This is a genomic window from Dyadobacter linearis (genome assembly GCF_907165045.1).
GTDB classification, from domain to species: Bacteria; Bacteroidota; Bacteroidia; order Cytophagales; family Spirosomataceae; genus Dyadobacter; species Dyadobacter linearis.
This window is the reverse complement of record NZ_CAJRAU010000001.1, coordinates 585,529-612,252: the sequence shown is the minus strand read 5'-3', so window position 1 is coordinate 612,252 and position 26,724 is coordinate 585,529. Positions and strand designations below refer to the sequence as shown.

General features: G+C 47.5%; 16 protein-coding genes and 1 tRNA gene. 12 read left to right on the top strand and 5 right to left on the bottom strand.

The genetic code is table 11. The annotated features are described in order from the left end of the window. Nucleotides 1–47: 47 nt before the first annotated feature. The 4 genes from KOD92_RS02320 to KOD92_RS02305 all read right to left on the bottom strand — a co-directional run bounded on the left by KOD92_RS02320 (nt 48) and on the right by KOD92_RS02305 (nt 9,452). Nucleotides 48–1,736: a RagB/SusD family nutrient uptake outer membrane protein gene (locus tag KOD92_RS02320; protein WP_215231904.1), complete on the bottom strand. Its 1,689-nt coding sequence runs from the start codon at nt 1,734–1,736 to the stop codon at nt 48–50. A 17-nt stretch (nt 1,737–1,753) separates the two neighbouring features. Next, nucleotides 1,754–4,894 carry a SusC/RagA family TonB-linked outer membrane protein gene (locus KOD92_RS02315; RefSeq protein ID WP_215231903.1) on the bottom strand — a complete coding sequence of 1,047 codons (3,141 nt, stop codon included), beginning with the start codon at nt 4,892–4,894 and terminating at the stop codon, nt 1,754–1,756. A 199-nt stretch (nt 4,895–5,093) separates the two neighbouring features. Next, nucleotides 5,094–9,302, bottom strand: coding sequence for a hybrid sensor histidine kinase/response regulator transcription factor (locus KOD92_RS02310; protein ID WP_229254487.1), 4,209 nt, complete (start codon nt 9,300–9,302; stop codon nt 5,094–5,096). A 76-nt stretch (nt 9,303–9,378) separates the two neighbouring features. Then, nucleotides 9,379–9,452: transfer RNA gene (locus tag KOD92_RS02305), tRNA-Asp, on the bottom strand. Between the two features lie 227 nt (nt 9,453–9,679). Here KOD92_RS02305 and KOD92_RS02300 point away from each other — a divergent pair. The 12 genes from KOD92_RS02300 to KOD92_RS02245 all read left to right on the top strand — a co-directional run bounded on the left by KOD92_RS02300 (nt 9,680) and on the right by KOD92_RS02245 (nt 25,641). Then, nucleotides 9,680–10,669 (top strand): TIGR03885 family FMN-dependent LLM class oxidoreductase, encoded by a 990-nt coding sequence (locus tag KOD92_RS02300; RefSeq protein WP_215231902.1) that lies wholly within the window; start codon nt 9,680–9,682, stop codon nt 10,667–10,669. A 217-nt stretch (nt 10,670–10,886) separates the two neighbouring features. Continuing rightward, a complete protein-coding gene (locus KOD92_RS02295) occupies nt 10,887–11,240 on the top strand; it encodes a response regulator (protein WP_215231901.1) in 354 nt (117 codons plus the stop codon). A 132-nt stretch (nt 11,241–11,372) separates the two neighbouring features. Continuing rightward, nucleotides 11,373–13,016: a TldD/PmbA family protein gene (locus tag KOD92_RS02290; RefSeq protein ID WP_215231900.1), complete on the top strand. Its 1,644-nt coding sequence runs from the start codon at nt 11,373–11,375 to the stop codon at nt 13,014–13,016. 169 nt (nt 13,017–13,185) lie between these two features. Continuing rightward, nucleotides 13,186–14,502, top strand: coding sequence for a TldD/PmbA family protein (locus KOD92_RS02285; RefSeq protein WP_215231899.1), 1,317 nt, complete (start codon nt 13,186–13,188; stop codon nt 14,500–14,502). Nucleotides 14,503–14,542: 40 nt separating this feature from the next. Continuing rightward, nucleotides 14,543–16,180: a TldD/PmbA family protein gene (locus KOD92_RS02280; RefSeq protein ID WP_215231898.1), complete on the top strand. Its 1,638-nt coding sequence runs from the start codon at nt 14,543–14,545 to the stop codon at nt 16,178–16,180. Between the two features lie 11 nt (nt 16,181–16,191). After that, a complete protein-coding gene (locus KOD92_RS02275) occupies nt 16,192–17,529 on the top strand; it encodes a TldD/PmbA family protein (protein ID WP_215231897.1) in 1,338 nt (445 codons plus the stop codon). 3 nt (nt 17,530–17,532) lie between these two features. Next, nucleotides 17,533–18,153: a DUF4159 domain-containing protein gene (locus tag KOD92_RS02270; RefSeq protein ID WP_215231896.1), complete on the top strand. Its 621-nt coding sequence runs from the start codon at nt 17,533–17,535 to the stop codon at nt 18,151–18,153. 217 nt (nt 18,154–18,370) lie between these two features. Continuing rightward, nucleotides 18,371–19,366, top strand: coding sequence for an AAA family ATPase (locus KOD92_RS02265; protein ID WP_215231895.1), 996 nt, complete (start codon nt 18,371–18,373; stop codon nt 19,364–19,366). A 308-nt stretch (nt 19,367–19,674) separates the two neighbouring features. Further along, the gene (locus KOD92_RS02260; protein WP_215231894.1) at nt 19,675–20,577 is read left to right on the top strand and encodes a DUF58 domain-containing protein; all 903 of its coding nucleotides are present in this window, start codon (nt 19,675–19,677) and stop codon (nt 20,575–20,577) included. After that, nucleotides 20,577–21,788, top strand: a complete 1,212-nt coding sequence (locus KOD92_RS02255; RefSeq protein ID WP_215231893.1) for a BatA domain-containing protein — start codon at nt 20,577–20,579, stop codon at nt 21,786–21,788. The genes KOD92_RS02260 and KOD92_RS02255 overlap by 1 nt, the downstream gene beginning before the upstream one ends. Next, nucleotides 21,781–23,976, top strand: coding sequence for a DUF4175 family protein (locus tag KOD92_RS02250; RefSeq protein WP_215231892.1), 2,196 nt, complete (start codon nt 21,781–21,783; stop codon nt 23,974–23,976). The genes KOD92_RS02255 and KOD92_RS02250 overlap by 8 nt, the downstream gene beginning before the upstream one ends. An 18-nt stretch (nt 23,977–23,994) precedes the next feature. Continuing rightward, nucleotides 23,995–25,641 (top strand): hypothetical protein, encoded by a 1,647-nt coding sequence (locus KOD92_RS02245; protein WP_215231891.1) that lies wholly within the window; start codon nt 23,995–23,997, stop codon nt 25,639–25,641. On the opposite strand, the gene KOD92_RS02240 is transcribed toward KOD92_RS02245, so the two are convergent. Further along, nucleotides 25,642–26,724: a tetratricopeptide repeat protein gene (locus tag KOD92_RS02240; protein ID WP_215231890.1), complete on the bottom strand. Its 1,083-nt coding sequence runs from the start codon at nt 26,722–26,724 to the stop codon at nt 25,642–25,644.

Genomic DNA, 26,724 nt, shown 5'->3' with positions numbered 1-26,724 from the left:
AAATAAAAAAGCCGCCTCTCCGGTTAGAAAAGGCGGCTTTGGAAGAATTAATATCCCGGATTTTGTTCCAGCTTATTGTTCGAAGCCTGGATTTCCGCCCGTGGGATCGGCAGCCAGTACTGCTTTTCGGCAAAGCTCTTACCGGTCAGCGCTTCTTTTTTAGTGTAGGTAAATGCATTGCCGGCCTTCCCGATCTCAATACCGTAGGCGGGTACATTCTCGGTTCTGTCGGCGATTTTCCACCTTCTCACATCGTAATAGCGGTGCTCTTCAAATGCAAGTTCAATACGTCTCTCGTTTCTGATCTTTTCACGCATTTGCGCCTGTGTCAATCCTGTTTTCAACGCTGGCATCGCTACGCCGGTACGCTGGCGAACTGCATTTACAGCCGCATAAACCGATGCGTCGGGGCCGACAGCCTCATTCTGAGCCTCTGCGTAACTTAGCAAAATCTCCGCATATCTGAAATAGATCCACGTTTGCGTTCCGGCAATATCCCACGGATTATCGATCGGCAGCGCGTCGTTCATGAATTTTTTCAGGTAATAGCCCGTCTTCGAGGTATTCCAGTTCGAAGGACCGTCTTTGCTATCCTTGCCGCCCGGCGTAAAAGTCTCGATCGTGCTGCCACGGTAAGGTGCGCCATTGTACAGGATCGTTTCGTAGAACCGTGGGTCCCGGTTTTTATAAGGCTGAGTGGGATCGTAGCTCGTTCCGGTTTCCGTGATCTTGGTACCATCCATCATTTCATAGTCATCGACCAGATTTTGAACAGGCACATTGCCGCCCCATGCATTATAGCTATTCGGGCCGTTTGCAATTTCCAAAGTCACGTGGCGTGCTCCCTGTGCGTAAATGCGGCTGAAAATGATCTCAGGATTATCATTTGTCAAAAACAAATTGCGGTAACCGCCCGTATAGAGAGTGTATTTGTTCAAATCCATCACCGCTTTTGATGCCGCTGCTGCTTGTTGCCAGGTAGCTGCATTGTACAATGGACTCGCTCCGTAAAGTAGTAATCTAGCTTTCAAAGCCATTGCCGCGCCTTTCGTCGCTCTGCCCAATTTCCAGTTATTGTCATTGGAAGCCGGAAGCAATGCAGCCGCTTCATCTAGCTGTGCCACTGCGTAATCGATCGCCGTTTTGATGTCCGAGCGCTGGAAAAGTTCGTCGGCAGTAAGATCGTCGCTGATCTCGTAAACTTTATCTCCCAGCAAAACCACCTTACCATAATTTCGGATCAGATCATGGTAGCGGAACGCGCGGATAAACTGCATTTCGCCTCTTAGCTGACTCTTTTTACCTTCGCTCATCGGCACCTTGTCTACATTCGCCAATGCGTAATTGATCTCGCGAATGCTCCTGTAACTTCTTCCCCAAAAGGTACCCGCAATACCCGTATTCTCAGGCGCGATCTGTCCCCGTTGGATAAGCCAGGTATTGTCGTCATTGTTGTAAATCGACTCGTCGGTAAGTGACGACCACATCGCATATTCAAATCCGCGGCCAAAACCTGGGTTAGTACCCTCGGCTTCTTTATCAGTAAGCCGTGTCCCCATATACCGGTTCAGGATATAAGATTCAAAAAGAACGGAATCTGACAAGATCGACGCATCCGAAACCCGGTCGGTAGGTACCACGTCCAGGAAGTTCTCCTGGCAGCTCGTCATCACCGATCCCATTGAGACCATCAATGCTGCGACGGCAAGCGTGGTTATATTTTTTATTCGTTTCATATTCAATATTTTAACAATTAAAACTTAATGTTCACACCCAGGTTCAGGATTCTCTGTTGCGGGTAAAATTGTCCGCTCTGGTTGTTTCCTTCCGGATCATAATCCTTCACGCCCGTGATCGTAAACAGGTTGAAAGCGCTCGCATAAACGCGCAACGTAGAAATTTTGAATTTGGATAAAGTCTCTTTCGGAAGCGTATAACCAAATTCTACATTTTTCAACCGCAGGAAAGAAGCGTTGTTAAGCCAGAAATCATTTTTGTAAAGACCGCCGTTCACTGAGGAAGACGAGCGTGTATCCACTCTTGGGAAGCTTCCTTCGGGATTGGTCGGGCTCCACCGGTTATCAGCCCAGCTGCTGTAAAAGTTACCAACCTGGCCAGATTCCGGCAATACATATTGGCTCACCATACCTTGTCCCGCAAATACCACAGCAAGGTCAAATGCCTTATAGCCGGCGTTGAATACAACACCATAAGTCAGCAAAGGCACATTTCCATAATCTGAACGGATCTGGTCATCGGCCGTGATCGCTCCGTCCTGATTGTAATCTTCCAGGATCAGGTCACCGAGCTGCGCGTCTTTCAGGTGGGGATATTTATCAAGATCAGCCTGGCTACGGAAAATACCGAGTGTCCGGTAATACAGGTCGCGGTACAATGCGCCGCCTGTTTGACGCTGATAATCAAGTACTCCCGGAGCTTCGTCGATGAACACTACCTTGCTTTTGGCATAAGTAACATTACCTGAAATGTTGTATCTGAATGTTCCCGCGTGGTTGTAACCCAATGTAGCTTCAAAACCGTTACTGTTTACTTTTCCAAGATTTTCGTCCGGTACCAAAGGCGTGTTGTCATCCGTTTTATGCGGGTTCACAATACCCGAAGTATTCGGGATAGAAGCGTTTCTGGCTGCAAGGATATCCGATCTTTTCTGACTGAAATAGATCACTTCCAGGTTGAAATTCTTCAAGAACACTGCATTCAGACCAATATCCATTTTCCGGGAAGTTTCCCAAGTGATGTTTGGATTAGCCAGCTTGGTCAAATCAATACCCGGCGTAATCACATTAGCACCTGTAACATATTGGTTTACAAAAGAGTAGTTGTTGTAATATTGGAATTGACCCACATTGTCGTTACCCAGCGAACCGTAAGAAGCACGGATTTTTAGATCGTCGATAAAACCGACGCTGCTTTTAAACCAATCTTCCTGCGAAATACGGTAACCAGCTGAAACAGAAGGGAAGAAACCAAATTGTTTGCCTTTCGGGAATACAGAAGATCCGTCGATACGCGCCTGAACTTCGGCCAGGTATTTTTCATCAAAATCATAAGCAAGCCGACCGATGAAGCTTTTTCTCGTGAAATTGTAGCTCTTTCCTGAGTTGTTTCTGTCCGTTGCAGCCGCTCCTCCCTGTGAAAGTTCAGGAGTAGAAGCCGTCGGGAAATTAATCCGCGACGCGCCGAAAGTGATTTCGTTCCGCTTGTTCTGCTCGTATGCAACGAATGTATTCACATTATGCTTGCCAAAACTGCGCAGGTAGCTCAACCGGATATTCTGCGTAATGTTAGTGATATTGACCTGGGTCTGGTTAAGCGAAGCCGCTCCCGCAGAACCACCGGTAACCACGCGGCTGTACACATCATTTGCGCCATCGTAGTTGTAAAGCGTGTACGGAATGGCAAAAGTCTTGGTAAAATTGAAAGACTTATCAGCAGAATAGAAACCATCCACAGACAAACCTTCTACAAAAGGCATATTGTAGCTTGCCCGCACGATTCCGTTGAAAACAGAAGTTGGGTTGCTCGTAGTACCGCCCATATCCGTTCCCAAAACCACCGGATTGCTGTTTTCAACACCTGTTGAGTAATATCCATTCGGATATCTCGCGATCACAGTAGGGTAGGCGCGGTAAATAGAGCGGAATGTGTTGCCCGCAGAAGAAACCGGGAACTGCCGGTTTTCCTGGCGACCTGATAACGAAAGGCTTACTTTGAAATCTTTGGTAACATTCGCGTCGATATTCGAGCGGAAATTGTACTGCTTGTATTTCGTAGCGCCATTTTTATACAATGCATCCTGGTAGATCGTACCCAGTGAAACGTAGTATTTTACGTTATCAGTACCGCCGTTTATCCCCAGATTATGCTGGTTTTGCGGAGCGAAATTCTTCAAAGTCTCGCGCTGCCAGTCGGTATTTGGATAATTTAAAGGATCAGAACCGTTTCTGAATTTCTCGATTTCCTCAGCTGTATAAAACTGGTTCATACCGCCCGCAGGGTTGTTGTAGTAATCGATCTCATTCAAAATCGTCGCGTAAGTAGGCGAGTCGGCCAGCTTGGGCAGGCGGGTAGGGGAAGAAAAACCCTGGTTGAAACTATACGAGATCACCGGCTTTCCGGTAGTACCTCTCTTAGTTGTTACCAGAATAACCCCGTTCGCAGCGCGGCTACCGTAAACGGCCGCAGAAGCATCTTTCAGGATCGATATGCTCTCAATATCGTTAGGATCAAGACGTTCCAATCCGCCAACCTGGCCAGGAATACCGTCCACAACGATCAAAACGTCGTTATTACCTGTCGAAGCAAAACCACGGATCGTGTAGCTTGATCCATCATAACCCGGCTCACCGCCCCGGTTGTTGGCTACAAAACCGGAAAACCGGCCAGCCAGCGAGTTGGAAAGGTTAGGCTGAGGACTTTTTACAATATCAGCCCCTTTAACCTCTGAAACAGAACCAGTTAACGTCGCTTTCTTTTGAGTACCATAACCAACAACCACGATCTCGTCGAGCGTTTTGTCATTGTTCAGCAGTTTCACATCGATCTGGCTTTTGTTTGCGATCGGAATCTCCTGCGCCACGTAACCAATGTACGTGTATACAAGTGTCCCGCTGGCGTCGGCCACGTCGAGCGAATATTTACCGTCAACATCGGTGGTAGTACCAGTAGAAGTGCCTTTCAATATGACACTGGCACCCGGCAAACTCTCCCCGTTTTCGGCAGTAACGGTCCCTTTAACATTAAAAGACTGACCGAAACTTAAAGAGGAAAGCGTCACGAACAGGAATGCGAAAAATCCGTTTTTCCACACCGCTGCAACGTTGTCAATGCGCAGCTCGTGAAAAACGGACCTTAGATGAAAAGTTTTTTTCATACAGAAATGGTTGAATAATGATAATAATTGGGTCTTAAATCAGGCGGTCGACTTTTATGAATCGAACAATCAAAAGTAGGATTATTTGAATGCCTGGGACGGGGGACATTCTCACATTAAAAAGGGGGTAATTCAATAAAAAGGGCGTGATCCGGTAAGAATCGCGCCCTTTTGTTGAGGAATATTATAATAGGGTAATCTAATTGTCCAATTTGTTCTGGAAAATCCCCTTGTCGACCTGGAAATTCTCGTGGAACGGGCGGCGGAATTTTTTGACATATTCCGAAGGCTTCATTCCAAAAAGTTTATAAAAATTCTCCCTGAAATACTTGATATCATTGATCCCAACCTGGTATGCAACTTCGGAAATCGTGATGTCGGTCGTGATCAAAATCTGCGCGGCGCGACGGAGGCGTATGAAACGGATAAAGCTGTTGGTCGACTGTCCTGAGATGGATTTGATGCGGTTATAAAGCGTCGAGTGGCTCATCCCGATTTCGGCCGCCAGTACCTTGATTGTAAAGCCCGGGTCGGTCAGGTGACTCTCCACAATTTGAATACAGTTTTTAAGAAAATCCTTGTATTCGGAAGAAATTTTGAAATCGTTGGCCTGCAAAGTGATCTCGTTATAGAAGTAACGTTGCAGATCGTTGCGATTTTTCAGAATCGCGGCCACGCGGGCAACTAGCAATTCCTGATCGAACGGTTTGCTGATATAATCGTCCGCACCGCCTTCAATGCCTTGCAGCCGCACCTGCTGGGACGTACTCGCCGTGAGCAATATCACCGGAATGTGGCTTACAGAAAGGTCGGATTTGATCAGGCGGCACATTTCAATGCCGCTCATTCCGCTCATCATTACATCGCAAATGATAATATCGGGAATATGCTTCCGCGCAAGCACAATGCCTTCCTCCGCATTATCTGCCTGCAAAAGTTTGAAGTTATCCTTGAAAATCTGACCTATATATTGCCGGATATCCGCGTCGTCGTCCACGATCAGCATCGTTTTTTCACCCGAACTCAGCTCATCAACCACGATTTGCTGGCGAGATTTCACAGCCGGTGCGGGAACCGTATAGTTGCCGGAAAGCTCTTCGAGAAATACCGAGCTTCCGCTGGTGACATTTTCGGATTCAAATTCGGGTACCAGCTGCGGGTGATTTTTGGGTAGTTTAATATTAAAAACAGTACCTTTATCCAGAACAGATTCGTAAGTCAATTCACCGAAATGGCTCTCTATGAACGTTTTAGTCAGGAAAAGACCAATACCGAATCCGCCTTTCGAAGCGGAGCGGCCGCTTTTGAACTGGTGGAAGACCTTGAAGATCTGTTCACTCGCTTCCGGCGGAATACCTGGCCCCGAGTCTCTTACCAAAATCTGAACTTCACCCTCATTATCAATCAGTTCCAAGCTCACTTTTCCATTATGTGGAGTAAATTTCAATGCATTCGAAACCAGATTGAACAATGCAATTTCAAGCTTTTCCCGGTCGCAGTTCAAAAGCAGCTCTTCATTTTTACACAAAAACTCGTATGTAATGTGCTTTTCCTCAGCCTGATGAATGAAACATTGAAATACTTCAAAAGCTAATTCGCGCAGATTATAAGTAGCCAGTTTCAATTTATCCGCTTTCAAGTCCGCTTTTCTGAATAGCAGCAGCTGGTCTACCAGGCTCAGCAGCCGTTTTGCATTGCGGTACACAATTTCCAGATTCCCTTCCGACTGTCTGGTCTGATCCTTCAAAAGTGCGCGCACGGGATTGATAATTAGGGTCAAAGGTGTTCTGAACTCGTGAGAAACATTGGTAAAGAATTGCAGCTTTTTCTCATTCAGCTCCTTTTCCTTTTGCGTTTCCACGTGTGCGAGCTGGATCTCGTATTTCAGCTTAGCCTGCCGGAGTTTGTAAAGCTGGTAGGAATAGATAAGTCCCACGATCGCAGCTATATAAAGTAAATATGCCCACCAGGTCTGGTACCACGGAGGCAGAATGCGGATTTCAAGTTCAGCCGCATTCTCAAACCAAATCCCATCCTGATTCGCCGCTTTCACCTTAAAATGGTAGGTACCCGCCGGGAGATAACGGTAAGTCGCCGAACGCTCATTTTCGACGTAGTTCCAGCGCTCGTCCAGACCTTCCAGTTTATAGGCAAAACTATTCCGCTCAGGAAAAGAGTAATTCAGGGAAGTATACTGGATTGAAAAAACAGATTGCTTGGGCTGCAAAACGATCTTATTCTGGTCGGCCAGACTGCGTGAAAGGATCGTATTTCCGTCAATCTCAGCGCCTACTTCTACATTAGTATCAAACAGCTGCAAGCCAGTAATCATCACTTTGGGCCGGTAGGGGGAAGGCTTTATCAGTTTTGGGTAAAACAAACTCCAACCCTCCGTGCCGCCAAAACACATGATCCCGGTCTTGGGATCATATAAAGCGGAATTGGGATTGAACTGCCCCGCTTGCAAACCATTACTCTGATCGTAGTTTTCTATCTTGTTATGTATGAGGTCAATACTCGAAATACCTTCATTCGTACTAAGCCATATCTTATCGGGAGTTTCAGCCAGGATCGCATTGATCACGTCGTTGGGCAAACCGTTTTTCTCGTGATATCGCCGCGTCGTTTTCTTCACGGTATCGTACATCAGCAGGCCATTTCCCTCCGAGCCGATCCAAAGCCTTTGTTTTGCATCAAACAATAAGGAAAAAACAATGTGATTTGACAGGAAATCGGGCTTTTTCGGATCGTTGAAAAAGGAAGTGAACTGGCCGGAAGCTACATCGAGGTAATTGAGCCCACCTCCGTAAGTACCGATCCACAGGTTTCCCTTTTGATCTTCCGCAATCGCCCGCACATCATTTGAATTAATGCTGCTGTTGGATGGAATGTAGTTCTTGAATTTTTCGGTTTTTCGGTCAAAACGTGCGAGCCCGCCCCCGTTAGTACCGATCCAGATGTTTCTTTTCGAATCCTCGAAAATCACACGCACATCATTTCGCCCCAGACTCTGCGGGTCATTGGACCGGTTTGAATAGTTCTTGAAAGAGTCAGTTTCGCGGTTATAAAGGAAAAGTCCCTTCGAATAGGAACCGAACCAGAGGTTATTGTCCCGGTCGCGAAGCGCGGCGATAATCGCTCCGTCGGTAAGGCTGCCGGGCTTTCCGTCGACCGCATAATGTTTGATCGGCTCGCCTGTATTTTTGGTTTTATAAATGCCGTCACCGTCGCTCCCGAGCCAAAGATCACCATTTTCGTCCACGCACATTCCGTAATATCGCAGGTAACTTTCGGCGCGGTAATCCCTGATCTTTTTCTCAAAATTCCTGAACTTCTCCGCAATGCTGCTGATCAGATAAATGCCTTCGCCGTAGGTGCCGAGCCAGGTATTCGCGTCCCTGTCGACATAAATAGCCTGAACCGATCGCTGCGTAATGCCCTGATTCTGCGCATTCGCTACTTTGTCAAATGTAAATTCCGCCGGGTTGCGACCTTTAAATTTTGCCAGGTCAATACTGTAAATGCCCCCATCCTGCACGCCAATCAGCAATTTCTGTTGCCGGTTTTCGCGAAGGGAAAGGTAAATCTCGCTTTGCCGGAGATTGGGGATGCGGAGGTTGTAAAACTTACCGTCGCTGCGTGTGTAAACGATAAGTCCGCTCGCCGATGCTATCCAGACATTATGAAGATGATCTTCGAAAATCTGGTTGATACGCGTTTTGGGAATGCTGCTCAGGTCGATCCTGGCTTTTGTCAGCCTGCGATTTCTACCCACCTGAAACACATCAACGCCCGCTTCCCGCGAGCCGAGCCACAGCAAACCGTGCGAATCTTCGAAGGTATTCAATATAGAATTTGTCCGGAGATCTAGGAGAGTACTTTGATTGTAATAGGTAAATTGTGCCGTTTTTTTGTTGAAAAGCGCGATTCCTGCGCCATTAAGCGAGAGCCAGAGGTTTCCGTCGCGCGCCTGGGCAATGTCACTGACGTCACTCGGCAAACCGTTTTTGGCCGGTCGGGGTGCGTGGCGTCGAAACGCTTCTTTTTCGGCCAGATATTCATTGATACCATTGCGCGAAGTAGTCCAGATACCGCCGTCGCGGTCTCGGAAGACGGCTTTGATATAGTTGCCCGAAATGCTTTGAGGATCGTTCGGGTCGTGTTTGAATACTTTAAATGAAGTTCCGTCGAAGCGGTTGAGCCCGTCGCCGGTACCGAACCACATCAGGCCGGTAGTATCCTGTACAATGCTGTTGACGATGCCGAAAGAAAGACCTTCTTTGAGCGAATAGCGAAGAATGCGGCCGGTTTCGGCTGCGCGAACGATATGGCAGGTCAGTAAGAGGAACAATATGCCCGCTCTCATCCATAATAGCCAAAATCCCCGCAAGCCAATCCTTTCGCACATATCTTCCAATTTTTTAATCACAACAAAAAAAATTGTGAATTAAAACAACAAAAGCCCAGATTTCTCTGAGCTTTTGCGGTCTGGACGGGACTCGAACCCGCGACCCCATGCGTGACAGGCATGTATTCTAACCAACTGAACTACCAAACCGTAATTTATTTTCCAGTGCTTTTCTGAAAAACGTGGTGCAAAACTAGTATTAATATTCTCCTTCGCAAGCATTTTTTATTCAAATTTCACTGCTTTTTTATAAGGTGCTGACATTCAAATGCTCCCGACGGAAGTCAGAATGCGTTTTTCGCTGTCTGTCCAGGTTATTGACCGGCACCCGGCATAAAATTTGTGAGCGGCAGCGATATTCAACAATTCAGCCGGCTATGACCAAGATAGGATACCACGCTTCACACGAACAATTTTCACCATCTGAATTACTGCGGTTTGCAAAAATGGCCGAAGAAAGCGGTTTTCGGGCCGCTATGAGTTCCGACCATTTGAATCCATGGAGCCGCGAACAGGGGCATTCCGGGCATTGCTGGTCGTGGCTGGGTGCCGCGCTTCAAGCTACGCACAGTATCCCTTTTGGTTCGCTCAGTATTCCGGGCGGCTGGCGTTTTCATCCCGTTGTGGTCGCACACGCAGCGGCTACATTGGCACAGATGTCTCCCAACCGTTTTCAGTGGATCGCTCTGGGAAGTGGCGAGGCGCTGAATGAAATGGTGGTATCGCCGGTTTGGCCTGATAAAAAAGAAAGAAATGAGCGGATTAAGGAGGCTGCGGATATTATCCGGGCATTGTGGCGCGGCGAAACGGTGACCAGCAAGGAAGGGTACCATTATACCGACGAGGCTAAAATATGGTCGCTGCCCGAAACGCCTCCGCAGATCTTCGGTGCTGCACTTACTACCCAAACCGCACACTGGATGGGCTCCTGGGCGGACGGATTGGTGACTGTCAACAAGTCCATCGACGTATTGAAGCAGGTCATGCAGGCCTTCAACGAAGGCGGCGGGGCCAACAAACCTAAATATGTTCAGGTCCATATCAGCTGGGCGGACACGATGGATATTGCGCGGCAAAATGCTTTTGAACAATGGCGGGTTAATACACTAGCCCCTGAAAAATGCGCAAATTTCCGCAAGGTTGCCGATTTTGAAAATGCTACCAACGATATGAAACCCTCGGATATGGACGAGCACCTGCTGATTTCCGAGAAAGCAGAAGTTTATATCGATTATTTACAGCGCCTTTCCGACCTCGGTTTCGATGGAATATTCGTACATAATGTGGGCCGCAACCAGGCAGAGTATATTGAGTTTTTTGGTAAAAATGTACTTCCCAGGTTAGCAGGAACCGCTATTGGCCGGTAGGCAGAATGGCCGGTGACACCCATTTAACGTTACCGTTAAATAAGTCACCGGCTTTTATATAGCTGACTATAAATAAGATATGATCCAACGGTTTTAAATTAGACTACTGATCCATCGTTTTTTTGAATTTTTTTACTAGTACAGGTTTGAATGCTTGTTATCGGAAAGGATATTTTGAGAATTTTGCGCCAGTGTCACCCCTTCTTTAAAAAGCCCCATGAGTATACTCTACATCGATCATGAAGTTAATAATCTGAATTCTTTCAAGGCAGCATTCCGACGCGACGCGCAGATCTTTCTTGCCGATTCAACCGTTGAGGGTTTTCGTATCCTGGAAGAAGAGGAAATTGATGTCATATTTGCCGATCATCAAATGCCTGAAATGACGGGGCTTGAATTTCTCCGGCTAGCCTCGCTCAAATACCCTTCCAGTGTGCGTGTGCTGATGACTGGCAATGCCTACACCGACGAAATTATGCTCGCAGCCAGTAAAGGGTACTTTCACAGATATATCAATAAGCCCTGGGACGAGCAGGAGCTGCGCCATCTCTTTATCCAGCCTGTGCAATAATCGGCGTTTTTTGTTCTCCGATAAAAAATTGCCAAAGCAACATTTGGCAAAAAAATATATTCATTACATTGTGAAGCCTTTCCTGTACAAAATTATCCTTCATCTTTACCCGGAAAGACCAAACTTTATCAAATGAAACGAAGAGATTTCATGCAGATGTCCGGAATGGGAATCGGCGCTATGATGCTGCCCCAGATACCGGTTACAGGCAGCTCTATCAATGAACTGCAACTCCTTGAACCCTGGATCGACGCTGCTGCGAAGAAGAAACTTACCGAAGTGGCGCTCAATGCGGCGAAAAGTAAGGGAGCTTCCTATACCGACGTTCGGATTGGAAGATACTTGCAACAATATCTGTTCACGCGTGAAAAGCAGGTGCAGAATATCGTCAATGCAGAATCGTACGGGATCGGGATCCGCGTAATTGCAAATGGTACCTGGGGGTTTTCGGCCACCAGCGACGTTACCCCAGACGGAATCGCTAAATGCGCCGAAACGGCTGTGGCGATTGCAAAAGCCAATTCTAAATTTCAGAAAGAACCCGTTGAACTTGCGCCGCAAAAAGGAGTAGGGGACAAAACGTGGAAAACGCCCATTGTCAAAAATGCCTTTGAAATTCCGAGCCGGGAGAAGATCGACCTGTTGATGAATGTGAACGGGAAAGCGATGGAAAATGGCGCCAGTTTCGTCACTTCCAATCTCTTTTTCGTCAACGAGCAAAAGTACTTCGCTTCCTCCGACGGTTCATTTATAGACCAGGATATTCACCGGATCTGGCCAACTTTCACAGTAACTGTGACTGATAAAGCCGCCGGGAAATTCAAAACCCGCGACGCGATCAGCTCTCCGATGGGAATGGGATACGAATACCTGGACGGAATCGCGTCAGAGAAAATCGCCGGGCCAAACGGGCTGGTGGGCTATCGCAATTCGTACGATATGGTGGAAGATGCGATCGTTGCAGCGAAACAGGCAAAGGAAAAAATGACTGCTAAGTCGGTACAGGCTGGCAAATATGATCTCGTTTTAGACCCAAATCACCTTGGACTGACCATTCACGAATCGGTAGGTCACCCGACCGAGCTTGATCGTGTGCTGGGCTATGAAGCCAATTACGCCGGGACAAGCTTTGCGACGCTGGATAAATGGCAATCGAAAAATTTCGCTTACGGAAGCAAGCTGGTCAATATAGTAGCGGATAAAACGCAGGCGCACACGCTTGGCGCGGTCGGCTTCGACGACGAAGGCGTGCCTTGCAAAGAGTGGGATATTATCAAAGACGGTATCCTGGTGAATTACCAGGCGATCCGTGATCAGGCAAAAATAATAGGAGAAAAAGAGTCGCACGGATGCTGCTATGCGGATAACTGGTCTTCGGTGCAGTTCCAGCGCATGCCGAATATCTCCCTGAAACCCGGCAGTGAAAAGCGCAGCGTGATGGATATGATCAAAGGTGTGGAAAAGGGTATTTACATTATCGGCAGAGGTTCGTATTCCATTGACCAGCAGCGTTATAACTTCCAGTTTGGCGGTCAGGTTTTTTACGAGATTAAAAATGGCGAACTCGCCGGAATGCTCGACGATGTCGCTTATCAATCCAATACCCAGGAATTCTGGAACTCCTGCACCCAGCTCTGCGACAAAGACGATTACCGCACCTTCGGCTCATTTTTCGACGGAAAAGGGCAACCCGGCCAGGTAAGCGCAGTCTCCCACGGCAGTTCCACAACAAGGTTTGACGGGGTGAATGTGATTAATACGGGGAGGAAGATTTAGGGAGGGGGAGGAAAGGGAGGAAGGAGGAACGGAGGAAGGTACCCCCAACCCCCTGGAAAGGGTTCAACCCCCAACCCCCTGGAAGGGGGCTACTACTGAACTAGAAAGCCCCCTCCCAGGGGGTTGGGGGTAAATCAGAAAAATGACCATCAATGACCATCAATGAAAAATGGCGATACTTACACGAGAAGAAGCGAAGAAAATTATAGATAAGGTCCTGGCGTTTTCGAAGGCTGACGAGGTCAGTGTCGGGCTGTCGGGGGACAGGACCGGAAATATCAGGTATGCTAGGAATTCGGTTTCTACGAGTGGGGAAACTTCGGATCTTTCACTTTCGGTGACTTCTGTTTACGGGAAAAAATCGGGCACAGCTACGATCAATGAGTTTGACGACGCGTCGCTGGAAAAAACGGTGCGTCGCGCCGAGGAGATAGCGAAACTCGCCCCCGATAATCCTGAATATGTACCGATGCTGGGAGCCCAGCAATATGCAGAAGGCAAAGCATTTGCGCAAAGCACAGCTGACATTAACCCGGAATACCGCGCCCAGGCAGCATTCAACAGTATTGATCCGTGCGTGAAAAAGAACCTGACGGCGGCCGGATATATGGAAGACAGCGCGGGTTTTTCAGCAATGGGAAATAATAAGGGCCTTTTTGGATACAACAAAAGTACGTCGGTAGACTTTTCGATCACGGTCCGCACTGCTGATGGAAAAGGGTCGGGTTACGTGACCCGGGATTATAACGATGCGTCCAAACTGAATACCTCAGCGGCTACCGAGATCGCGATGCAGAAAGCGCTGGCCTCCGCCAATACCAAAGCATTGGAGCCGGGGAAATACACCGTTATCCTGGAACCGACCGCCGCCGCAGACCTGCTGCTCAATATGATGCGCAGTATGGACGCACGAAGTGCGGACGAGGGAAGAAGTTTTTTAGGTAAAAAAGGAGGAGGAACCCGGCTGGGCGAGAAGCTGTTCGACGAACGCATTACCATTTACTCTGACCCAATGAATGCCGAAATTCCTGGCGCACCTTACAGCTTCGACGGAAGGCCGCAGGAAAAGGTGGTTTGGGTTGACAAAGGAGTTGTGAAAAATATGTCATATTCCCGTTTCTGGGCTGAGAAACAAGGTGTTAAAGCCACCCCGCCGGCAGGAGGTTTTATTTTCGAAGGTGGAAACGAATCGATTGCGGATTTGATAAAAGGAACAGAAAAAGGCATTCTGGTAACCCGGTTCTGGTATATCCGGGCTGTGGATCCGCAAACTTTGCTATATACCGGTCTCACCCGCGACGGGACATTTTATATCGAAAACGGGCAGATCAAATATCCGGTCAAAAACTTCCGCTTTAATGAAAGTCCGGTGATTATGCTGAACAATGTAGAGGCGATCGGAAAGCCGGTGCGCGCGAGTGGAAGCCTCGTACCTCCGCTGAAAATCAGGGACTTTACATTTACAAGCTTGTCCGACGCAGTGTAGAATTGCATTCTTGAGTCACTATTAGCAAACAATACATACCTTGAAAAGACGAGATTTCATTCAAATGGCTGGGTTAGGGACCGGAGCGTTCATGTTACCCGGCCTGGCAATGGGCAGAACCGTTTCCCCGGAAGCATTTCTGGAACCGGGCGCCGACGTGGCTGTCAAGAAAAGGCTGGCAGACGCGGCTCTCAATGCAGCCAAATCCAAAGGCGCTTCCTATGCCGACGTCCGCATTGGCCGGTACCTCAATCAATATGTGGTGACGCGGGAAGATAAAGTCCAGAATATCGTCAATACCGAATCTTATGGGGTAGGTGTGCGCGTGATCGCCAATGGTTGCTGGGGTTTTGCGGCGGTCGTGGATGTGAACAACGAAGCGCAAATGGCAAAAGCGGCCGAAGATGCCGTCGCAATCGCGAAAGCCAATTCCAGGCTTATGAAAGAACCCGTTCAGCTCGCTCCTCAGAAGGGTTTTGGAGAAGTAAGCTGGAAAGCGCCGATCAAAAAAAACGGTTTTGAGGTACCAATTAAAGAAAAAGTAGATCTGTTGCTGTCTGTGAACGACGCGGCGATGAAAAATGGCGCCAATTATGTGAATTCGGTGCTTTTTTTAGTAAACGAACAAAAATATTTCGCGTCAACCGACGGATCGTATATTGATCAGGATGTCCACAGGATCTGGCCGATATTCAATATCACAAGCATTGACCCAAAAAGTGGAAAATTTGAAACCAGGAATGCGCTAAGTTCCCCAATGGGAATGGGTTACGACTATTTACAGTCCAACCCGGCCGACAAGGTAACTGGCATTACGACCCGTTATAATATGGGTTATGATATGCTGGAAGATGCCACCGCGGCTGCCAAACAGGCCAAGGAAAAACTGACGGCCAAATCGGTTGAGGCGGGCAAATATGATCTGATTCTCGATCCGTCGCACTTGTGGCTGACCATTCACGAATCGGTTGGTCACCCGCTGGAACTGGATCGCGTACTCGGTTACGAGGCCAATTTTGCAGGTACTTCCTTCGCGACGCTCGACAAATGGCAATCCAAAAACTTCCAATACGGCAGCAAGCAGGTTAACCTGATCGCCGACAAATTGCAGGTAGGTTCACTGGGTGCGGTAGGTTGGGATGATGAGGGTGTAAATACTAAGAAATGGGATCTGGTGAAAGACGGCGTGCTCGTCAATTATCAGGCTATCCGCGATCAGGCGCATATAATTGGTGAAAAAGAATCGCACGGCTGCTGTTATGCGGACAGCTGGAGTTCTGTCCAATTCCAAAGAATGCCGAACGTTTCGCTTGCAGCCGGAAAAGCGCCACTGTCGGTGGATGAAATGATTAAAGATGTCAAAAAAGGCATTTATATCATTGGTGACGGATCGTTTTCAATCGATCAGCAGCGTTATAATTTCCAGTTCGGCGGTCAGCTTTTTTACGAAATTAAGGATGGTAAAATCGTTGGGATGCTGAAAGATGTGGCTTATCAGTCCAATACGCAGGAATTTTGGAATTCTTGTGTGCAGGTTTGTGATGAAAAGGATTACCGTTTGGGAGGCTCTTTCTTTGATGGAAAAGGCCAGCCGTCGCAGTCCAGCGCGGTTTCTCACGGGAGCTCGACAGCGCGTTTCAATGGAGTCAATGTGATCAATACTGCCAGAAAAATATAACCGTTTCAGCCATGTCAATCATTTTATCGGAATCAGAAGCCAAGGCATTATTGCAAAAAGTGATGAGTTACTCCAAAGCGGATGAATGCGAAGTGAATATTCTCGGGGAGGAAAGGGGCAACATTCGCTACGCAAGAAACGAAGTGTCCACCAGCGGCTCGCTGATCAACCAGAATTTGTCCGTACAATCCGCATTTGGTAAGAAGGTGGGTGTGGCCACCATCGACGAATTCAGCGAGGAATCCCTGCAAAAAGTAGTAAGAAGATCCGAAGAGCTCGCGCAGCTGGCTCCTGAAAATCCGGAATATATCAGTGTACTTGAACCGCAGACCTATCAAAAAAGTCAGGGGTATTTTGACTCAACGGCCGCGATCAATGCAGATTTCCGCGCTGCGGCGGTAGGTAACAGCCTCGATATCACGCGTTCCCAAAACCTGACCGCCGCCGGTTTCCTGGATAATCAGAAAGGTTATTCCGCGATGATGAATTCGAAAGGATTATTTGCCTATTACCCGAGTACCGGCGTCAATTTTTCACTCACTGTGAGAACACCTGATGGAACAGGCTCGGGTTATGTAGCAAGAGGTTATAGTGATGCTAAAAAGCTGGACACAATTGCTGCGACTAAAATTGCAGTACAAAAATCGAAAGGCTCGGTGGGCGCAAAGGCTTTGGAGCCAGGCAAATACACGGTAATCCTCGAACCGACGGCGGCTGCCGTTTTACTGGAAAATATCTTTTTCAATTTCGATGCGAGAAGTGCTGACGAAGGCAGGTCGTTTCTGAGCAAGCCCGGCGGCAAGACCAAACTGAACGAAAAGATCGTCGACGAAAGGGTTAATATCTATTCCGATCCATCGCATCCGGATTTGCCCGGTTCACCGTGGTCGGGCGAGGGGTTACCTATTAACAAGATGAACTGGATCGAGAAGGGAGTGGTCAAAAATATGGTCTATTCTCGCTATTGGGCGCAAAAGAACAATGTAAAGCCCGTTCCTTTTCCGAGCAATGTAATTATGGAAGGCGGCACGGCTACGATGGAGGAAATGATCAAATCGACGAAGCAAGGTATTCTGGTTACAAAGCTCTGGTATATTCGTGAAGTGGACCCGCAAACTTTACTGTTGACAGGACTTACCCGCGACGGTACCTTTTATATTGAAAACGGGGTGATCAAACATCCGGTCAAGAACTTCCGTTTTAATGAAAGTCCTGTGATCATGCTGAACAACCTGGAAACTTTGGGCAAAGCAGAACGGGTGGTGAGTACCGAATCCGAGCGGAACTACCTGATACCACCTATGAAGATCAGGGAATTTACATTTTCATCACTTTCGGACGCGGTTTAAGTATTGAAGCCTTTCTTTTTCACACGTATTCAATACACTTCGGGAAACTGGGACACCGACCAGCGAATGCCTTCCAACCTGTTGCATTCGCTGGTTGAATATACCACGATACCTATTGACGAAAAAGAAAAGATTGTACAACTCAATGGTAATGAAATATTTAAAAGTCCATTCTGTTACCTGAGCGGGCACAAACTGGTAGAGTTCTCGGCCCAGGAGCGCGACCATTTCCGGCGGTATGTGCAAAACGGCGGCTTCGTGTTTGTCGACGATTGCAACCACGATATTGACGGGCTTTTTGCCAAATCCTTCGAGCAGGAAATGGAGCGGACATTCGGTCCGAAAGCTTTACAGAAAATCCCAAACAATCATCCTATTTACTCAGCCTTCTTCAAATTTGAAGACGGCCCCCCAACCACCTCATTCGAGCTAAACGGCTGGGGCGACGACCTGGTACACGATTACCTCAAAGCAATCACCATTAACGGCCGCATCGGCGTATTGTACAGCAACAAAGATTACGGCTGCGAATGGGATTACGATTTCCGGAACAAGCGTTTTCTGGCTGTTGATAATACGAGGTTCGGGGTTAATATTGTGATGTATGCTTTGATGGGGGGGTAGGGGGGAGGATGGAGGAAAGGGAGGAAAGGGAGGATGGGAGGATGGGATTGTTCGAGGTGGTTCGGATTGTCATTTGGTCATTTGTTGTCATTAGTAGTCATTGATGTTTTTATTGATTACGAGACACACGATCCTGAACAATCCCGAACTAAGTCGAACCATTCCGACCCCAACAACAAATGACCTAATGACCAAAAATGACCAAAAATGACCAAAAATGACTACCAACAACGACCTAACCCATTACAAATCACTAGTTGCAAAGCTTCCATTACTCAAAAAGGAGATTGCCAAGGTTATTGTCGGGCAGCGGGAGGCTATTGATGAGATACTGATTTCGCTGCTGGCTTCGGGGCATTGTTTGCTGGAAGGTGTGCCCGGGCTGGCGAAGACTTTGATGGTCAAAACGATGTCGGAGGCGCTGGATATGAGTTTCAAGCGGATCCAATTTACGCCGGATCTGATGCCGGGGGATATTGTCGGTACCGAGATATTGGAGGAGGACCATGAAACTGGGAAGAAATTTTTCAAGTTCAACCGCGGACCTATATTCGCAAATGTGGTACTGGCTGATGAAATTAACCGGACTCCGCCCAAAACCCAGGCTGCATTACTGGAAGCGATGCAGGAAAAAAGCGTCACCTACGCTGGCGACAATTACCAGCTGCCGGATCCTTTTCTGATCATCGCCACCCAAAATCCGATCGAGCAAGCCGGCACTTATCCATTGCCCGAAGCCCAGCTCGACCGGTTTTTATTGTATATAAAATTGAATTATCCGAGCGAGCAGGAAGAGCTGGATGTACTGAAAAGTACGACGGGTTCTTTCAAAGCAAAAGTCGATCGGATATTGTCTGATGCAGATATCCGCGACCTGCAAAATCTGGTCAGGCAGGTGCATATCAGCGACGAGCTGATCGTGTGGATCAACAAACTGGTGCGCGCTACCAGACCGGAAAGTACTTCTTCGGAGTTCGTAAAAGAATGGTGCGATTGGGGCGCCGGCCCTCGCGCAGGCCAGGCGCTGGTACTTTGTGCCAAAGCCAGGGCTGTTCTGAATGAGCGTTTTGCAGTGATCCCGGAGGATATTCAAACACTGGCATACCCCGTTTTCCGCCACCGAATCGCCATGAATTTCCGGGCAGAAGCGGAGAATATCAGTAGTGATCAGGTAGTGAGGGAGTTGTTGAAAGGGGTACCCCCTGCCCCCTGAAAGGGGGGTTCTAGCAGTACCCCCTGCGGGTTCTAGCAATACCCCCTGCCCCCTGAAAGGGGGTTCTAGCAGTACCCCCTGCGGGTTCTAGCAATACCCCCTGCCCCCTGTGAGGGGGTTCCTTTGGAGCTCGCAATAAACCCCTTTAGGGGGCAGGGGGCAAATTGGGTAGGGGGTAATTGGGAAGAGCAGCAACAATTTAGAACCCCCTCCCAGGGGGCAGGGGGTAATAGCTCAACGAGGCAGGGGGTAAGAGCTCAACGAGGCAGGGGGTTGAGTTCAACGATGAGGGTAAACCAAACAAACCAATGCAAAAGCAACCCAACTTACTGGCATCCAATTTGATAAAGCTCAAAAACCTGCAACTGACCGGGAGGCTGGTTAGTGAAGAGTTGATGCTGGGGGTGCATTCGAGTAAGCGGTCGGGGATTGGGATTGAGTTTGAGCAATACCGGCATTACGAGCCCGGCGACGATCCGAAACGCATTGACTGGAAGCTGTTTGCGCGGACAGACAAGCATTTGGTGCGCGAATCTGCTACCGAAAGTGACCGGCAGATCCGGTTTGTGCTCGACCTTTCCGGGTCGATGAATTATAGCGAAAATGGTGTGAGCCGACTGCACTATGCGCAGATCCTGCTCGCTTCACTTGCTTATCTTGGCTACATTCAGAATGACCAAATGAGTTTGTATACTTTGAAAAACGGCTCGGTGGAAACGTTAAGTGCAACTGGATCAGGTGCTTCTGGTCGGCAGGCGTTTCAAAAGATATTGGTTGGACTGGAAAAAACGGTTGCTTCCGGTGAGTGGCGTTTGGACGGGGAGCGGGGTAGCAAATTTTTGGAGCTGCAATCGAAGAAGAAAGAGCAGCTCATTTTCGTAAGCGACTTTTTACAGGTTGATAATGAATGGCTGCAAATGATCCGCTCGCTTGCGAATCCACATCGTGAGATCGTTATTTTTCAGATCCTGGGCGCGCAGGAGGCCGATTTTTCTTTGGAAGGTTTCTATCGTTTCAAAGATCTGGAAACCGGTCAGGAAGTGGAATTGGATGCAAGTTCGGTGCGGGAGAAGTTCAGGGCATCGCTGAGTGAATATTTTGAAAACCTCAAAATGGAGTTGCAATTGCCGCAGGTTCAGTTGATCACCGTTAAACTGACAGACCCGATCGGAATGGTATTGAAAGCATTTTTAACCAAAAGAAAAGGCTGATGGAATTGCTGCAACCGTGGATGTTATGGGGCGCCACCGGTATAGTAATGCCTATTGCAATCCATTTTTGGTATCAAAAAAAGGGAAAGGTGCTGGAATGGGCGGCTTCACGCTGGCTATTTGAAAAAACCTCCCTGAAACACCGCGGTATCCGATTGCATGAAATTTTGCTCCTGGTGGTTCGCTGTGCATTGATCCTGTTACTGGCCTTGATCCTGAGCCAGCCTATATTCAATCTCCGGGAAAATAACATTGCAGACAAGACCATCCATATCGTCGAGCCGAATGCGGCTGTGGTGAACGAATATCGTTTTGAACTCGAAAATGCATTGAAAGAAGGTGAGAAAGTGGTTTGGGTAGACAAGCAAGCTGTGGAAATGGAGCGTGTCACTAGCATACCGAAAGTGAATAATCCTACTCAATACCTTCAAAACACGATAAATGATATTCCAGCAGCAGGTGTTAAGTTCAAGATCTATTTGGCTTCAAGACAAGGAATGTTGAATCAGCCCAAAATCTATGTGCCCGGCGCATTCGATTTGTATCCTGCATTCGATACCACCGGCCGCAAGCCTCTTTCATATTTACTGACCAGTGACGGAAAGAAGCTAGCTATTCGTCCTGAAACTGATATTTTAGAAGCATTTGAGTCTGAGCCGGCGGGTTATCGTTTTGCGTCTGCACCTGAGCATTCAGGACCGATTTATGTTTTGGTGAAATTTAAAAATAGCCTGGAAAGGCAGACTGTAAAAGCGGCTATTGCGACGCTGGAAACGGTTTATAAGATTCCTTTTGGTATTGATGAAAGTGAAAATGCAAGTCGGAAATACGATTGGATACTGGCAGACCAGCTTCCAGCCACTATAAATCCGCAAACCATTTATGTGATCTCAGGTAAGCAAGAGCCGGTCCAGAGGAAAAGTAATGTGCATTATCTGCCAGATTCGCTAAGGTTACCTGCCTCCGAACTAGTACAAAACGGGAGGCTGCCCGAGTTTCTTGGCGAGAAAATGGCGGCTCATTTTGGGTTGGCCGCGAACAACGGAATGCTGAGTACACAACAGTTGCGCAGTATTTTCGTGGAGGCAAAACCAGCGGGGGAATTTGAAGCAACCCATCTCAGACGCTGGCTGCTGCTGTTTTTTATCTTGCTAATAATGCTGGAAAGGTGGCTGGCATTGCGGAAAACAACTTTGCCGACCTATGGGTAAACTGCGAAAACTTGTATTGTCGGTAAGAAACCAGCTTTATACAGCTGCCGCGATCCGTTGCGTACTGCTGGCGGTTTCGGCATATTTGCTTGTAGCTGCCTTTGCACCCGGCATTTATGCGGGCATCGCCGGTTGGGTGGCGCTCTGTTTTGGTGTTTGGAAAACAGGTATTTATCAAAACAAAAAACATGCTGCGATCAGTCTGATCCACAGATACACCGGAGATTCGGAATATAGTTTGCATTTGCTTGAAAAAGAGGAGCTGAATATAGCAGAGCAAATGCAGTTGGAAAGGATCAGTGTGCGGGAAGCTACGTTTCCATACTCCAAATTATATATTGAACTGAGACCTTACGCAGCGATTTTACTAGCAGCGACAGCAGTTTATTTTTTTATACCTCAAATAAAAAACAGAGCAAACACCGCAAACAGTACGTACATTCAAAGTAAAAAAAATCTAAAATCAAACCCTGAAAAAGTGCCCAAGCTCGCTTCTGCGCGTGTTTTTGTGCAGCCGCCAGTTTATACCCACTTACCCGCCCGCGAGTCTGCTGACCTCAATTTAAGCACAATTGCCGGCTCGCGACTGAGGTGGAATATTCAATTTAGTAATGCAGCGGAGATAACTGTCAAGCTGGCAAATATGCGCGGGGAGGAAGTTGCATTTAAAAAGAAAGCTGGCGATTTTGAATATGCTGATAAGATAACCGGCTCCGGTTTGTACACGATCAAAGCTTATCTCAAAGATTCACTTTTCTACCAGTCGGAGTTCTATAAGCTGGAAGCGATCCCCGATCTTGCGCCTAAAATAGAGCCCGCTTCCAAAGAACTTTACAAGTATCATTTGCTGAAAGACAGCAAGTCAATCCGCGTTTCGGCGACAATATCAGATGATTTTCAGGTTAGTCAGGCATATATCGTGGCTACGGTGGCGCGGGGTGCCGGTGAGAATGTGAAGTTTCGTGAGATCAAATATCCGCTTACGCCTGCGCAGTTCAGGGAAGCGACTATTCAGAAAACGATTGATCTGAATGCGCTGAATTTTAGCCCGGGCGACGAATTGTATTACTATTGGGCAGCCGCAGATAACAGGCAGCCCGAAGCGAATTTCACCAAATCGGATACTTATTTCATTGTATATAAGGATACTGCGCAAATTGAAGAAGCGGAATTGGCGACAATGGCGGTGAACATTATGCCCGAGTATTTCCGAAGTCAGCGCCAGATTATCATTGACACTGAAAAGTTACTGGCTCGCCGGAAAAAGCTTTCAAAACAGGCATTTAATTCAGCTTCCAACGAAATCGGGTTTGATCAGAAATTGCTGCGGCTGCGGTACGGACAGTATCTCGGCGAAGAGTTCGAAACCAATATCGGCGGCGGCGCAGCGCCTGAAGAAGGTGGCGATATTGTCGATGCATTTACACATCATTCCGACGGTACCGGCGAAGGCGCGGAGCAGCGTTCGATAGAAGCAGTGGGAGAAAATCACGGCCACGATCACGGAAAGGCACATTCTGATACCGAATCAAAAGATCCGCTGGCCGCATTGATGGAGCAATATACCCACTCGCACGACGACGCGGAAACCAATACTTTTTACGAAGCTTCTACGCGCAGTTTGCTAAAGATGGCTTTGGAACAAATGTGGCAATCGGAGCTGCATTTGCGGACTTTTGAGCCGGAAAAGGCAATCCCATTCGAAAATAAGGCGCTTGAATACCTGAAATCGGCACAGCAGAAAGCGCGTACTTATGTGAAAAAAAGTGGCTACGATCCGCCGCCAATCAAGGAAAACGAAAAGCGGCTCACTGGTGAACTGAAAGAACTGGCCGCCGATTTTAACACCAAAAAACAATATGATCAGAAAACGACGGCGCAACTTGCCGCGGAGGTGCTCGGTTTTCTGGAACATCCGGGAATAAGAATAAAGCAGGCGCAAATGCAACTTGCTGGGAATGAATTGAGTAACCGGTTGGCGGATAGCGGACCCTCGGGTAATGCGAGCCGATTTTGGCCCACGCTCGCTGCCTTGCAAAAACTGACAGGCGGGAAAGCACTTTCTCAAACCGAAAAACAACAGCTAAAAACCGAACTTTATAAATACGCCAATCGCACCATGCAGACCAGAAATGGCTACTCTGCCAGCAAAAAACTGGAAGAGGCTTTCTGGAATAAAATGCGTTAGCGGACTAACCCGTTGTGAATGATCCAATTTGATTTTGACTGGTCGGATACGTTGAGCCTGGTTTTGCTGGTTGTTGTGGTTGCGCTGCTGCCGCTGCAATTGTGGCTGTTATTCAGGAATAATGTGCGCTTGTCGGGTAGCAGGAGTGTTCTGAAAGTTGCATTGAATGTATTGCTTTGGTTTTCTCTGCTTGCATTTGTTTTGCAGCCCTATTTCAACCGGCCCGTGCAATCACTTACCGGGATTATCGCGGGAAAAGATGTACCATACGAAGTGGCGCGGAGATTGACCGATAGTCTGCCAAATAGCGAATTGGTCGCTCCCAAGTTACTTAGAAAGAAGGTTTTAGATACCCTCGTGCTTTTAGGACAGGATATTCCTGATCTTATATTCAGCGATTTGCAGAAGTCGGGCCGGCATCCTTTTGTGAAATGGATTCCCTATTTCAAATCGGATCAACTTCGACAGTTGAGTTGGAAAGGTGTTTTGAATAAAGGCGAAATGCAGGTGCTGAGGGGAAGTGTCGAATCTTCTAAAAATCAGGTTTTAAAGGTTTCTTTCGGAGCGAATGCAGTGGACAGTGTGGTTCTGAATCCGGGGATAAACGATTTCAAACTAAGTTTTCCTGCATTTGCCGAGGGGCGAACTGCGGTCGTACTTCATCTGGCCAACACAACAGTCGATACACTGCGCTTCTTTGCTCGGAAAGCAGATTCATTAACGGTTCGTTTTATACTGGACAGTCCTGATTTTGAGTCGCGTAACCTTGCTTCGTGGCTGGGTAAGAATGGTAATGCAGTAAGCTACGATGCGAGGATTTCAAAAGATCTGACCGCTTCGGTCCGGATCAACAATGCGGCGGCTCCCGACCTTTTCATAACCAGTCCTGATAACGCGAAGAATGCTGCTATAAAAAAAGCTGTGGAAAACGGCGCGAGTGTTTTGTTTATGGGATTTCAGGATCCTTCAAGCGAAATGCAGTTGATCAATGCTGCCTTGGGCACTCATTTTCAGGTTCGTAAGGTTTCTAATGAATCTGCGATCAACATCTCGAATACACTCAGCGCGCTTCCTTACAGTTTAAGCCCGTCGGGAAACCAGTTGCAGATCCCGGATTATCCTGTTGCAGTGGAGAAGCGGGGTGGAAAAGTGGCGGTAAGTCTGCTTAATGAGACTTTTCCGATGCAACTGGCCGGCGATAGTGTAGGTTATCAAAATGTTTGGAACAAAATATTCGCATATCTGCGCCCACCCCAGGAAAACAATGTGAATATCGTCGCACCGGTGATCGCCGGCGCCAAAAACCACATTAAGATCAGTAACTCAAAAATAAATAAACTGGTAAAATGGGGTAGTGACTCACTTTTTACAAGGGGCTCTCCATTTAACGAAAAAACAAAAAATGGCATATTTATTCCTTCCGCGGGAGGCTGGGTTGGCTTGGAGGATTCTTTAAATACAGAACTCTTTGTCGAAAAATCGTCGGATTATGTTAAAACGGCGCAGGTTAGGGATTTTGTAGCTGCTTATGAAAAGCAACTTTCCGGGCTGGAACGGAAAGATGGAAAATTGAAGAGTATTCATACCCGACTTCCGGATTGGTTTTGGTTCGCTTTGATACTCATTTGCTTCACGGCACTTTGGGTAGAAGCGAAATTTTCATGATCAGTTTGCGTCCAGGTCGGCGAGAGTAACTTGGCTGGGATAGGGTACAAAATGAGAATTGGGCTCATTGATCTTATAACCGTCTTCCAAATATTGTCGGGATTTCTGAAAATAGACCTGGTACTGTTTGTTACCTGTCACTTTTAGCACGAGCCCCATGTAATAATTGGCCGTCGGGTGCTGCTCGTATTGCTGTAAACACTCGCTGAACCTGGCCTGCGCTTTGTCCAGTTCATTGCCCAGGTAATACGCAATTCCGGAATAGAGCAGGGTATTGTAGTGAATGTCATTCCTGCCTTCGCCTCTTTTTTGCGTCGCCATATCTTTTTGAAAATACACCTCGGCCTTTTCAAGCTCACCTGACTGCAAATAGGCCATCGCGATGAAAAACGAAAATGTGTGGTCCATCGTAAATGCGTGCGGCATCATTTGCTCGGCGGCTTCAAAATCGGCGATTGCCTTGTCATAGTTTTTTGCCAAAATACAATGCAAATAGCCACGGTAGGGTAGCCAGCGATTGGGTTCAAGCTCGACGGCTTTGTCAATATTCTCAAAAAGCTTTTCAAAATCTTTGGTAGCGATAAAGGAAAACGCTTTTTCCTGGTAAGCCTCTGAGATATTCGGGCAAATTGAAATCAGTGAATCGAAAATCTGCACCCTGCTAGGATGCTCGATGGGGTAATTTTCAGCTCTCTCAGAATAAATACCAAATAAACTATCGCGGACAGCTTGTGACGAACAGTCTGCCCGGTTTTGCGCAAAAGCATTTGCGATACTGAACGTGAAGAGTGCGAGAGTAAAGAGTTTCATAGCTTTCGTCAAATTATAGGGTGTTACTTTAAAAGCCAATGCCGGTGTTGTCACCGGCATCTCAGTCGCACGTTTGTTGGTGACAAGACCAACAATGGCGGGATAATGGCAGAAATAAAAATTCGCTGATAAACCTTCAATTCCTGCATTAAAATAGCACTTTCTCAAAGATATCCTGTCTCTAAATGGACGCTTTCTGTTCGTGACGGAACGGGCCGGAAAAAAATATGCAGTCTTGCTGTAACGAATCCGGTGCCCGGTCGTCTTTGTCAT